Genomic DNA, 13130 nt, shown 5'->3' on the forward strand with positions numbered 1-13130 from the left:
ATGGCCGCCCCCCGCTCCTACAGTGTGGGTGCTAATGTGGGAGCGGCTTCCCAGCCCCGAATTCTGGCCGGCTAAGACCGGAGGACGAAAATATTATGACCGAAAAAAAATACACGCTGGCCGAATGGGAAGCCCTGGCCACCAAACAAATGAAAGGCCTGACGCCGGATGACCTGACCTGGCACACGCCCGAAGGCATCAACATCAAGCCACTGTACACCAAGGCAGATACCGAAAACCTGCCCTATGCGGATACCTTGCCGGGCTTGGCGCCCTATGTGCGCGGCCCACAGGCCACCATGTACGCCGGCCGACCCTGGACCATCCGCCAATACGCAGGTTTTTCCACCGCCGAAGAGTCCAACGCGTTTTACCGCAAAAATCTCGCCGCCGGTGCCCAGGGGGTGTCGGTAGCGTTTGATCTGGCAACACACCGGGGGTATGACTCCGACCATCCACGCGTGTCCGGCGATGTGGGTAAAGCCGGCGTGGCCATCGATTCTGTCGAAGACATGAAAATCCTGTTCGACGGCATACCGCTCGATAAGGTCTCTGTGTCCATGACCATGAACGGTGCCGTGCTGCCGATTCTTGCCAACTATATTGTTGCAGCGGAAGAGCAGGGCGTGAGCCAGGAGCAACTGGCCGGTACCATTCAGAATGACATCCTGAAAGAATTCATGGTGCGCAATACCTATATTTACCCGCCTGCGCCGTCGATGAAAATTATCGGTGACATCATTGCGTACACCTCGCAACACATGCCGAAATTCAACTCCATTTCCATTTCCGGCTACCACATTCAGGAAGCGGGTGCCGATGCGGCGCTGGAGCTGGCCTATACCTTGTCGGATGGGCGCGAATACGTGCGCACGGCATTGGCGGCGGGCCTGGATGTGGATGCGTTTGCCGGCCGCCTGAGTTTCTTCTGGGGCATTTCCATGAACTTCTACATGGAAATTGCCAAACTGCGTGCCGGCCGCTTGCTTTGGCACAAGATCATGCAGGAGTTCAAACCCAAGAACCCCAAGTCGTCCATGCTGCGCACTCACAGCCAGACCTCGGGTTGGTCACTGACCGAGCAGGACCCCTACAACAACGTGATCCGCACCACCATCGAGGCCATGGCCGCCGTATTCGGTGGTACCCAATCGCTGCACACCAATGCGCTGGATGAAGCGGTAGCACTGCCGACAGAATTTTCTGCCCGCATTGCGCGCAACACGCAGATTATCATTCAGGAAGAAACCGGCATTACCCAAGTGGTGGACCCGTGGGGCGGTTCCTACATGATGGAATCGCTCACCCAGCAGATTGCCGACCGCGCCTGGGAGCTGATTGAGGAAATCGAACAAAACGGCGGCATGGCCAAGGCCATTGAAGCCGGTTTACCGAAGCTGCGCATCGAAGAGTCGGCAGCCAAAAAGCAGGCCCGTATCGATCGCGGTGAAGATGTGATTGTGGGGGTGAACAAGTACATCCTGGAAAAAGAGGATGACCTGGAAATTCTGGAAGTGGATAATGTGGCGGTGCGCGAGTCGCAGATCAAGCGCATTAACCAGATCCGTGCCAGCCGCAACAACGAAATGGTCAAGCAGGCGCTGGCCGATATTACCGCCGCCGCCAAATCGGGCCAGGGCAATCTGCTCGACTTGAGCGTGAAAGCCGCGCGGCTACGCGCCACCGTGGGGGAAATTTCCGACGCTATGGAAGAGATTTTTGGTCGCTACAATGCTCAGGCCCGCACCATCAGTGGTGTTTATGGTGCACCCTACGAAGACGACGCCGAGTGGCAGTCAATCAAGTCAGACATAGAATCGTTTGAAACCAGACACGGCCGCCGTCCGCGCATGCTGGTGTGCAAAATGGGCCAGGATGGGCACGATCGCGGCGCCAAAGTGATTGCTACAGCGTTTGCCGATGTGGGTTTCGACATTGATTTGTCGCCCATGTTTTCAACACCCGAAGAAGTCGCGCGCCAGGCGGTGGAAAACGATGTGCATGTAGTGGGCGTGTCCTCCCAGGCCGCGGGCCATAAAACCCTGGTGCCGGAATTGATCGAAGCCCTGAAAGCGCAGGGCGCCGACGACATTATTGTGGTGGCCGGTGGGGTGATACCTAAACAGGACTATGACTTTTTGTATCAGGCCGGTGTAAAAGGTATTTTCGGGCCGGGCACAAAAATTCCTGTGTCGGCGCGCAAAGTGCTTGAAGCCATCAATCAAGCGAACGCATAACTCACGGAATTAATAGTCACACCATGATTGATCCCACACTGCTGCGGCAAGGCAATCGCCGGGCGTTGGCCAAGGCCATCACGCTGGTTGAAAGCAAACTGCCCGCCCACCGCGAGCAAGCCCAGCAGTTGTTGGAGCAGCTGTTGCCACATACCGGCAACAGCATCCGCATTGGCATTTCGGGGATTCCCGGCGTAGGCAAGTCCACGTTTATTGAGGCTTTTGGCAAGCACCTGATCGGCCTGGGCAAAAAAGTGGCGGTGCTGGCGGTAGACCCCAGCTCACCGGTGCGCGGCGGCAGCATTCTGGGCGATAAAACCCGCATGGAGGAATTGTCGCGCGACCCCAACGCCTATATCCGGCCCTCACCCAGTGAGGGTGCGCTCGGCGGCGTGGCACAAAAAACCCGTGAGACCATGTTGCTGTGTGAGGCCGCCGGTTTTGATGTGATCCTGGTGGAAACCGTGGGTGTGGGTCAGTCGGAATATGAAGTGGCCGCCATGGTGGATTTTTTCCTGGTGCTGATGATTCCCAATGCCGGCGATGAACTGCAGGGTATCAAGCGCGGCATTATGGAATTGGCAGACGCTCTCGTAATCAACAAAGCCGATGGCGAATCCATCAATCTGGCCACCCGCACCCAGCAGCATTATCAAAGTGCGTTCCATCTGATCAAGCACGGCAACTTCTGGAATCCGAAGGTGGAAACCTGCTCGGCCCTGCACAAGCAGTCCATCGACAAAGTGTGGGACATGATTGCCGAGTACCACGCGCTGGCACTGGAGCACGATGCGTTTTACAGCAAACGCGCGCGCCAGAATGCCCAATGGATGCAAAAGCTGATTCATCAGCTGCTGGAGCAACGGCTAAAGCAAAATCCGGATGTGCAGGCACGCATGGCGGAATTGCAGGCGGCCGTCATCAATAACACCACCACGCCGCTGCTGGCGGCAAGGACGATAGTGGATCTGTTATAGTGTGTGGCTGTTAAATCTGTTGTGCTGTTACCATGAAATTACCTGCCGACGTTGCCCATACCCTGAATCAATTCTTTGACGAGCACCTGCCGTTAACCGGCTTCATGGGGTTGCGGTTGGACCACTACGACGGCCAGACGCTGGTGCTGAAGGCGCCACTGGCGCCGAACATCAATGATAAATCCACCGCCTTTGGCGGCAGCCTCTACAATGCTGCAGTGATGGCCTGTTGGGGCTTTGCTTACCTGAAAACCCAGGAGGCTGGCATTGTCTGCAATCAGGTGGTGGCCGAGGGCCACATCAAGTACCTGGCACCCGTTCGCGGCGATATCACCGCCGTCTGCAGCTCTCCGGGTCCGGACGCGCTTCAGCATTTCTTCGATACCTTCAAAGCCCATGGCAAGGCCAGTATCAACCTGCAGGCAACGATCGCCTGTGGCGGCAAAGACGCCGTGCGCTTTGAGGGCCGGTATGCCATTTTGCGGTGTGATTGAGTTTTAACCAATTTAGTACGCTGGTAACATCAGAGGCTGCGATTCGGTCACACTTTTTTCTGCAATTCGCCTCGCGCTGAGCTTCAGCCTTGTTCTGTCGCAGACCTGTGTGACACCCTTCACCCATTAACAGGGAAGTGATCAATGTTTGCCCGCCTATTTGCCACCAACGACAAACCCTATATTCCCGGCTGGGATAAGCGCCGGAAGATTGAGTTTGATTTGTCTGGGGTGCGTTTTTCTTTAGAGGTTCCCGATTCAAACGTTCCAGATGCGAACGTGCTAATTGCGCCCTCCAGAATCAATATTTTTGATCCAGATAACTACCCATTTGCGGAAGACAGGCCTGATTACACGGTTAGCGGGATAGAGTCTTGTACCTTGATGACCCAATACTATGAAACTAAAGGTGCATTGATCGGGGGAATTACAGGTGGTATCAGCCTGGCTGTTAGTCTAGCGCAGGTGAGAGATTTGCCAGAGGGGATGTCGTGCTTTGTCGCTGCTGATTTTAGGCAGGTAGTAGACAGAGATATGTATTTTAACTTTGGTCCTCCCAATACCAATAGTTTTATGCCGATCGCGCCAGTGAATTGGGGCGTGCGGACTCTAGCAGGTATCGACTGGATATCATATTCCGTCTTGCCAGATAATCAACGCTACAAGGAAAAATTAACTCCTTCTGCTAGCAAGTATTGTTCGTTTGTAATGCTGACGCCAATAGATGCATCGCACTTTGTTAGTATTTGTGTCTCAATCGACAACTACTTGCCGTCGGCTGAGGCTGTCAATTGTTTGTGCCGAAAAGTCGATGAACTAATAGATTCATTTGTATTGACTGGCATTAAACAGGCCATAGATCTTTCAAGTTTGCGAGGTGATCGTCCACCTATTCATTGGGTTGAGCACTTAATGATCAGTAAAGAGGTGGCGCCTAAAATTTATAAGCGTGTAATCGATAAGTACGGATCGGCTCCACCTGAGTTTCAGTTGTCAAAGTAGGGAATATCAATGCGTAACGGATGGATCAGAGTTTTAGAGCAGTCTTATGGAAAGGGCGCGCAAGGCCGAGACGTGTATGTTTCGGCAGCAGCGCACCCATTTTTTGTCAATCTTGAATTGAAAAAAGAATCTAGCTTCCAATTGATGAGCCTTTTTCGCGCGGTTTTGAGTTTGAACGCGAGCCCGAATTCAGGGGATGCTATGAATGGAGCTGCAACGCTGAGAAATCTGCGTGGAGATGGATTCGCAATTGAATACTATCTTGATAATGGCGATGTACTAATATCTAAGCTCCGATTCAGTGGAGAATTGACCCGCCAAGATTCGTCCTTTGGAACTGGCCTTTTCGAGGTTGTTAAAGGTAGTTCTTGGGTAACTCGCCAAACACCTTCGCAACATATGGATTTGTTGCATCGTTGGGATGGCGCTCACTATGCAGCCGTGGCTGGTAAATTTGTTTCTAGTCATAGTGCTGGTTCGCGGTTGATAACGCACATTAAAAAAGCGTACTCCAAAGAGGTTCTTGAGCGAACCGTAGAGAGCCCAACGAACTTATATTCGATGTATTGGACTGAAAGCAAAAAATATGGCCAAAAATCCGACGCGGATGCCCTTGCGTCATTGCTACAGCAAGCCGCTGACGCTAAAGCACCGGTGAATTGGTTGGTCCATGGCGAAGGTGTGAAGACTTTTAACAAGGCTTTAGAAATTCTCAAGAGTGCACCTTCTCTGAGCCGCTATGCCGCAGCCGACGAGGAAATTGTCCGCAACCTGAGAGCAAAATTTGCAGAGCAAAAAGTCTTTTTATCGAATCCTATCGGTGCTGATGAAAAGTCTATTAAACCCCTTTGCAATATCGTCGGATTGACCTGGGTCGACCAACATATCAACAGTCGCGACCTGCGCAGCAGTGCCTCACGACGAAATGTGTACAAAGAAATCGCTTCTCTGTCTGGTAAAGCGGTAGTGGGAGGCGGTGCGGCAGGGGTTGGACTGAAAGAGCTGGGCGTCAGCTCGCTGCAAAAAGCAGGCGCTGCAGCCGTTGATATCTGCAGCTCTGCAGTCGCTAATCCAACGGTCCAGTCCGTGGCGTTAGCGGCCGGTGCGGCCTATGGCGTTTTCGTCGCGGGTAAAGGCGTCTATACCAAATCTTCGGGCGCCTACAAGGCAGCAAAAGCCATGATGATCAGCACCTTTGGTGCAGGCAGCGAGTTCTGGTACGAAAACGACGATGATCTGTTCGAGCAGATGTCGGCCTGACGCCTGATCAGCCCCGGGGTCGCCATCCGGCTCCGGGGCTGTGTTAACCAGTGCAATCCCTCAATTCATGACCTAAACTTGGCGTGTCGATTCCTGTGCCAAAGCCACATACTTATGCGCCACCTGTGCCTACTACTCTTGGTTTTTATGCCGTTTGGAAATATCCAGGCTGAGCCGGAGCAGGGCCCGCAACCGGTTGTCGTGGCTATGGGCAATTTTGAGCCCTACTTTCTCGCCTCCAGTCAGTCCGGCATTTTTACCGATATCGTTACCGCGGTATTTGAACGGATGCCCGACTACGAACCCCATTACTTGTTCGGATTAAGTAATAATCAGCTTTGGAGCGCTTTTGCCGGGGGGCGGGCCGATGCGGTCGCGAACGTGTTTGACAGTGTAGAGCTTGAGGGCTGTCGCTCAGACCCGGTGTTCAGGTTCAGGGATGTGGCGATTTCGCTGTTATCTGAAAACCTTGATATTGAATCAGTGGTCGACTTGAAAGGGCGCTCCATCGTGAGTTTTGAAGGCGCCTATGACTTTTTTGGCCCGTCGTTTTCGGCGGTGGTGGAAAAGGCACATTACAAAGAGGTGGAAAAGCCTCACCTTCAGGCCCGGTTGTTGATGGCTGGACGCTATCAGGTCAGTGTGGGGGATCTGATGATCTTTTTACAGGCGCGCCAGTCAATTGCACAGAAAGAAGGGCGCGATGCCCTTCCCGCTATAGTTGTTCACGATATATTTCCGCAGATTTATTCGCGCATGGCATTCAAGGAGCCTGCCGTGTGTGCGGCGTTTAACGAGGCGTTAGCCGAGTTAAAAGCGTCGGGAGATTACGAAGCCATTTACGCCCGATACCAGACCACCCTGCAGTGATTTTCAGTTGAGCTGATTGCCGCGCAATATCGCGAGTCAATGCAGGTACCTCGGTACCATTAGTCGGTGCGAAAGATGGACTCGGCTTCCTTTAGTGGGTACTCTCCAAGCATCTGTTTATACTGCGACTATGCAGCCTGTGCCTGATCAATTGGCTGAGGCTGATCTACCCGGGTCCAATGGATATGGCCTCATTTCATCGAATATTTACCTATCTATCAGGCTTCATTCTGTTTGGCCTGCTTTCATGTACTGATATTCACGGAGCTTCAAACGTGGCAAAAGCAAACCTGTTTTCGTCGGTGAAAGGGGTATTGACCCTTAGCGGCTCTCCGCTGGCCGGTGCAACCATCAATCGCAGTGTGCGCTGGCGTGATGAGGAACACACCGATAGCACCACAACGGATAAAGATGGGCGCTTCGAGTTCCCGGCCATAATGTCCAGCGGCAGCATACCCAGGCTGCCAGCAGAATTTAATGCTTTTCAGTCGATGACAGTGGACCACGATGGCAGCCAGGTACTGATTTGGGAGACGGTAAAGGCAGAATCAGAGGAAAACGCCGAGCTGGAAGGGCAGCCTATGGTGCTGACCTGCGAGCTGAGCGAAGCGTCGAGATTTGAACACCTGTTGTTGAACTCAATCGAAACCCGGTGTCGCTGGTAGCGATAAATAGGGATTTTTTAAACGGTATTTACTATGACAAACGTAATTGCACCATTGCAGGCTGCGTCACTGGCGCAGGTGATTTACCAGGTTCAGAACCAATATTTTAACAGGGCAACCGTCGATCGTTTTAAAGCTGACTGGGACCTGTCAAGTGAGGACAGCAAAGTCTCCGGTAAGTCCGGCACTTTATGGGTGATAAAAAAGAAAACCGGATTTGGTGTGGTTGCCGAAGGGCGGGGCGCGCAATTTGAAGGGGATCTGCTGCTTCTGTTCCGGGGTACAGATAACACCTTTGACTGGGCCACGGATGCAACGGTTGGTTTGTCGTGGACGGATTCCGCAGAGAGAGTGCACACAGGTTTTAACAAGTGTTTTGGCAGCCTTCGGGATGAGCTTGAGCTCAAGTTGCGGCCCTATGTTGGTAAGGTAAGGACGGTACATTGCGTTGGTCACAGTCTCGGCGGTGCGTTGGCATCGCTGTGTGCCGAGTGGTTGGAAACCAATAGTTTATTGGGGCAATCATCGGTCCAGCTTTATACTTTCGGCAGCCCGCGAGTCGGCTGTGAAGGGTTTGCAAAGTCCCTGAGTAATTCGCTGCAATCAGGTGCTGGCATCTACCGTTGCTATCACAAGACGGATGTGGTGCCGATGGTGCCCATCTGGCCATTTTTTCACGTGCCATACAAAAACCGTAGCTATTGCCTGAACAGTCCCGGGTCCCTGCCATCGGGGAGTTATCACAAGATGACCAACTACGTGAAAACGCTTTCCCGCTCCAAAGGCTGGGATTCGCTGATCGACCTGCAGCCGCCAGTATCTGAATCTGCAGTAGAGACCTGGCTTAAAAGTGACAGTCTGTATTCGCTTACTATCAATTCGATCAATATGCTGAATCATGCATTGATGTACGTGATTAAGAAGGTCCTGCAGGGGGTTGGCTTTGTGATCCAGAACAGTATCGGGCTGGGTGTGACTCTGCTGGATCATCTGGCCATGGCGTTGGCTAAGGGCTACGACCTTGCCAAAGATGCGTCCGTCTGGGTGTTGCGCTTGATGAAACGTATCATGGTGGCATTGGGCATGAAGATCGCCAAAGATATAACCGTGACAGCCCAGTTCATTAAATACCTGCTCACAGCTTTGATGGATAAAGTGAACCGGATGGTAAAGACCGCTGTCGACTTTGTGTTCTCCGAATAGCGCGCACAATAAGATTCTCTCTCCCGGCCGGACGGGCGACAGGCGTCCGGTTAACGGTTGACTGCAAAACCCGCGTGGCCCCTCTTCATTTGCTGCGGAGTTGCGCGACAGTCACGTTTATCGGGCTGGGATTTCGGCAACGGAGTCCCAGGCTCTGGACGCCTAGGGTTGCAGCGCGTGGACTGTTTGGCGTAGCCCCACTTGAATAATCGCCATTAGCCCATAGATATAGCCTATGGGATTGCCTATAATCCCCCTCCCGGCCGCCCAGCGCTGCCGGTGCTCTAGCCAACCGCATCCGGTGGCGCTGATTGGCCTTTGGCCGGTCAGCTGAAACAGGCAGATAATGCTTTTAAGGCTGCAAAGACTTTAAAAGCAAGCGACTTTTCAAGTGTAGTGGTGCCAGGCAAGGCGCCCAAGGCAGATAAAGCGGAGCGTACATTGGTACGTGAGCATTTAGATGACCGCAGGGCAACGACGCATGGCGCCGGTACACGCAGAAAAGGGGCCGATTAGGATTCGACGGCGGTAACAAAACCCGAAGTGCATGTCGTGAGGGTAGCCAATCACGTAAATCCAAAGCTACAAACTATTAGTTGCCAACGATGACAACTACGGTGCCCAGCTGGCTGCGTAAGCGGCTTGTGAAGCACTAACTAGGGGTTCGCCCTTAGCGGTCTTTAACAAGGTGCCAGTACCGCGTTAACGACTGTCATACAGAACTGGATCGCCGTGAAGCCTGCCTGGGGTGGATCTGCTAAACCTTATCAGGATCGCGTTTTACGTCTCGCCCGCTGGGCTGTAAAGCGTTAAATCAATAAGCGGTTCTAAACATGTAGAGCTGACGGCGGAGTACTGACGGACGGGGGTTCAAATCCCCCCGGCTCCACCAATACAAAACCCCACCTTCGAATGAAGGTGGGGTTTTTTTATTGGTCCAGCTGGTGGAGTGGGTGAGCCCCAAGGGTTCACAAAATGCCGGGCAGCTATTTGCTCCTGCAAACCTGTATTTCTGCCGTCCGTGGCAGTCAGAGCATTTTGGCCCGCGTCAGCGTCCGAAGGGTTGCGCACAGGGGCGGCCGCAAGGTCAATTTCCCCGGCCCTATCAATAAAAAATTCCACCCTCGATAGAGGGCTGGGGTTTGCGCTTGGCCACTATTCAGGGGCTTACGTTGCAAAGTCCTGTGTCTGTTAGCGTATGTTGGCCGGCGTTATCGCGCCAAAGGCTAGCGGGCCGATTCGATGCCTGGGCGTCGTTTGTGAGGTGTCTCCACCCACTGAAAAACGGCAACAACGAGTAAGGGCGAGCTCGGAAACCCCTGAAAGGTACGGGCTGATGCGAAGATCTGTTTCACCTTGCCTCTAGAAAAGGGACTACTCTGTCTGTCGATACAAGCTACTACAACTACGCACTTCAGGTCGCGTTGAATATGCAAAGGGTTTTGCCACAGCTCACCAGAATCCGGGGTAGCCGAAGTGTTGATCCCCACCCTAAATCCATAGGGTGCAAGATCCGCAATGGGTTCACGCCAACAGGAGACGCGCTTTACTTTGCCAGGTACTTTAGTCTCAATCGTATAAAACTGGTAAACTTAATCGCGCTTAAAGAGCTATAAAGTGGTTTTATGATCGACACTCTGTTCACACCGTTGTATCTCTGGGCCACGCTACAGGCGCTGGCGCTGGGTGTTATGGTTCCGTTTTTACGGCTGGATAAGTCGAATGTGTTTCTTGGCTCATTTTTTGTACTCACTGCGCTGAATGTGCTGTTTCAGTACCTGCTGGTATTCACTGATTTTCGATTGCAATACCCTGAAACTGTGTTTGTGTCTGATGCTATTGGTTTTTGTTATGGCCCGGTGCTCTATCTGTATTATCGCCAGTTGATTTTTGAGCGCATGGAGCTGCGGCAGTGGCTGCATTTCATGCCGGTTGGGTTGTACCTGCTGTATTTCATTGGTTTCGAACTGCTGTGGCGGGATTTCCGCTATGAAAACTATATCGACCAACCGCAGCACATAGCGGTGCTCAGCCTTATCGCGTTGTCCAATTTGATTTACCTATTTGCACTGCTGCACTCAATCAAGCGAAACGACCGACACAAAGGCGTGAAGGAATTTAAGCTGATCTCCTGGCTCGATATGCTGATCGGGGTGTTTTTGCTGAAATCGCTGCTGCACCTGTATATTTTCACCATGCACACGTTTTTTGAATCCGAGGTGTTGGCTGTAGTTCGGTTGGTGAAAGATGTGTTATTCATCAGTACTACGGTGTTGATCGTGGTGGCAGCACAGTGGTTTTTGTTGCGCTATCCAGAGCTGATACTGCACGGCAGCTCGTTGGATACAGCTGACGAGGATGATGCGGGTGATCCATTGCCCGATGTTGGCAAGTCAGAGCCTGACCAGTCTCTCACCCTAGAGGAGGCTGAACGTTTGAAGGCACTGGTAAGCGGCCAGAAGCTTTATCTGGATGCTGAGCTTACCGAAGCGGTGCTGGCCAGACATTTTGGCGTGCCCAGTTATTATCTGTCACGGCTGTTGAATCAGGTGATTGGCAAGCGGTTCAACGAGTTCATCAATAGTTACCGGGTGGAAGAGGCCAAACGGTTGCTGGCTTCACCGGATTCCAGCAACCGTACAATGTTTGCCGTGTCACTCGATTCTGGCTTCAAGTCGGAATCCGTGTTCTATACCAATTTTAAAAAATATACCCAAATGACGCCGCGCGCCTACAAACTCAAATTTGCGCGCTGACGGTCTGCATTATTCAAATGCTTCGTGCTGATCGTCGGCCGAGCGCTGGATAAAATACTGGTCCAGCTGTTCCGAATCCTGATAGTGAGCCCGCAAATCTTTCAGGTCACTCTTCAGATCTTCTATCAATGCCTGCTGCTCGGGCTGCCCGATAAGATTGTTCAGCTCCTGAGGGTCCTGGGCCAGATCATACAGCTCCCATTCATCCACATCGTGGTAGAAATGAATCAGTTTGTAGCGTTCGGTAATGATGGCGTAGTGCCGCTTAACCGAGTGGATGGCAGGGTAGGCATAATAATGGTAATAAAGCGCTTCGCGCGACCATTGCGCCGGCTGGTCGGTCAGCAATGGCAATAGCGATTGTCCTTGAATGTCTTCGGGTACTGGCAATCCTGCCGCCGCCAGAAAGGTGGGCGCATAGTCGATATTCTGAACCAGCGCTGCACTTTTTTTACCTGCCGGGGTAACACCGGGCCAACGCACGATTAAAGGCACCTGCAGTGATTCCTGATAGGCAAAGCGCTTGTCAAACCAACCGTGTTCGCCCAGAAAAAAACCGTTGTCTGATGTGTACACAATAATGGTGTTTTTATCTAACCCTTCGGCCTTTAGATAGTCCATCAGCCTTCCCACATTTTCATCCACCGATTCAATGGTGGCCAGATAGTCCTGCATGTAGCGCTGGTATTTCCATTCCAGTTTTTCCCGGTCGGTCATGGTGGGCCAGCGGGATTGAAAATCCTGATTGATTTTGTCCAGCGTGGGTTCGTAGGCGGCGCGTTGTTCGTCATTCACCCGATCCGAATAGGGATAGCTGAAGCCCCAGGATGAGGGCGGAATGGCTGGCTCCACTTGTTCCATGGCGTGGTAGGTTTCGGGCCGGATTTTGCTGTCGTGGCTGTATCGCATGTGATCGAGCAAGCGCATCTCGGCGGTTTTAGCGGCTGTGCCGCGGGTGCTGTAGTCGTCGGCCAGCGTCGAGGGCAGCGGATATTCGCGACCGTAAAATTTGGCAAACTTGTCGGCTCTGGGCCACCAGGGCCGATGCGGAGCCTTGTGTAAATAGGCGAGAAAAAACGGCTTGGCTTTGTCGCGCTTTTGGTCGAGCCAATTGATGGTCACATCGGTAATCAGGTCGGTCACGTAACCTTCCAGCCGTACATCGCCCTCCGGTGTAATGAAATCCGGGTTTATGTAGCTGCCCTGGCCCGGCAGAATCATAAAGTCGTCCACGCCTTTGGGGTTGTTGCCAAAATGCAGCTTGCCAAACATGGCGGTCTGATAGCCCGCGGCTTGCAGTAACTGCGGAAACGTTACCTGGGTTTCATCAAACGGCTGCACATTATCCACTTTGCCATTCATGTGGCTGTGTTTGCCGGTGAGTATGCTGGCGCGCGACGGTGCGCAGATGGCATTGGCCACGGTGGCGCGGGTAAACAGCATGCCTTCAGCCGCGAGCTGATCGATGTTGGGTGTATCGATTAACTCAGAACCATAGGCGCTGATGGCCTGATAGGCGTGATCGTCCGACATCATAAAGATGATATTGGGCCGCTCGACCACTGCAGGCTCGCTCGGGGGCGGCGTATCGGAGCAGGCGGTGGCCATAATGGCAGCGAGCAGCAAGGCAGCATTCAAGCGGGTTTTTATTCTCATTGCACTCTGG

The 13130-nt window shown here is 52.8% G+C and carries 10 protein-coding genes and 1 other RNA gene; 10 read left to right on the forward strand and 1 reads right to left on the reverse strand.

All coding sequences use genetic code 11. The annotated features are described in order from the left end of the window. The first annotated feature begins 95 nt into the window (after positions 1 to 95). The 10 genes from scpA (at position 96) to M5M_RS16205 (ending at position 11464) form a co-directional block, all read left to right on the forward strand. The gene (gene scpA / locus M5M_RS16165) at positions 96 to 2237 is read left to right on the forward strand and encodes a methylmalonyl-CoA mutase (RefSeq protein ID WP_016389774.1); all 2142 of its coding nucleotides are present in this window, start codon (positions 96 to 98) and stop codon (positions 2235 to 2237) included. Positions 2238 to 2260: 23 nt separating this feature from the next. Then, positions 2261 to 3214, forward strand: coding sequence for a methylmalonyl Co-A mutase-associated GTPase MeaB (gene meaB / locus M5M_RS16170; RefSeq protein ID WP_015048577.1), 954 nt, complete (start codon positions 2261 to 2263; stop codon positions 3212 to 3214). Between the two features lie 32 nt (positions 3215 to 3246). Then, positions 3247 to 3708 (forward strand): thioesterase domain-containing protein, encoded by a 462-nt coding sequence (locus M5M_RS16175; protein ID WP_015048578.1) that lies wholly within the window; start codon positions 3247 to 3249, stop codon positions 3706 to 3708. A gap of 144 nt (positions 3709 to 3852) precedes the next feature. Beyond that, a complete protein-coding gene (locus M5M_RS16180; RefSeq protein WP_015048579.1) occupies positions 3853 to 4710 on the forward strand; it encodes a hypothetical protein in 858 nt (285 codons plus the stop codon). 9 nt (positions 4711 to 4719) lie between these two features. Then, the gene (locus M5M_RS20260; protein ID WP_016389777.1) at positions 4720 to 5970 is read left to right on the forward strand and encodes a hypothetical protein; all 1251 of its coding nucleotides are present in this window, start codon (positions 4720 to 4722) and stop codon (positions 5968 to 5970) included. Between the two features lie 147 nt (positions 5971 to 6117). Next, positions 6118 to 6840, forward strand: a complete 723-nt coding sequence (locus M5M_RS16190) for a substrate-binding periplasmic protein (RefSeq protein WP_162141139.1) — start codon at positions 6118 to 6120, stop codon at positions 6838 to 6840. A 185-nt stretch (positions 6841 to 7025) separates the two neighbouring features. After that, positions 7026 to 7505, forward strand: a complete 480-nt coding sequence (locus M5M_RS16195; RefSeq protein ID WP_144062485.1) for a DUF6795 domain-containing protein — start codon at positions 7026 to 7028, stop codon at positions 7503 to 7505. A 33-nt stretch (positions 7506 to 7538) separates the two neighbouring features. After that, positions 7539 to 8708, forward strand: coding sequence for a lipase family protein (locus M5M_RS16200; RefSeq protein ID WP_015048583.1), 1170 nt, complete (start codon positions 7539 to 7541; stop codon positions 8706 to 8708). A gap of 504 nt (positions 8709 to 9212) precedes the next feature. After that, positions 9213 to 9600, forward strand: a transfer-messenger RNA (tmRNA) gene (gene ssrA, locus M5M_RS20005). A gap of 733 nt (positions 9601 to 10333) precedes the next feature. Then, a complete protein-coding gene (locus M5M_RS16205; protein WP_015048584.1) occupies positions 10334 to 11464 on the forward strand; it encodes a helix-turn-helix domain-containing protein in 1131 nt (376 codons plus the stop codon). A gap of 9 nt (positions 11465 to 11473) precedes the next feature. Here M5M_RS16205 and M5M_RS16210 read toward each other — a convergent pair whose 3' ends face one another. Beyond that, a complete protein-coding gene (locus M5M_RS16210; protein ID WP_015048585.1) occupies positions 11474 to 13120 on the reverse strand; it encodes a sulfatase family protein in 1647 nt (548 codons plus the stop codon). Positions 13121 to 13130: the final 10 nt, after the last annotated feature.

It is taken from the genome of Simiduia agarivorans SA1 = DSM 21679, assembly GCF_000305785.2.
Taxonomy (GTDB): Bacteria; Pseudomonadota; Gammaproteobacteria; order Pseudomonadales; family Cellvibrionaceae; genus Simiduia; species Simiduia agarivorans.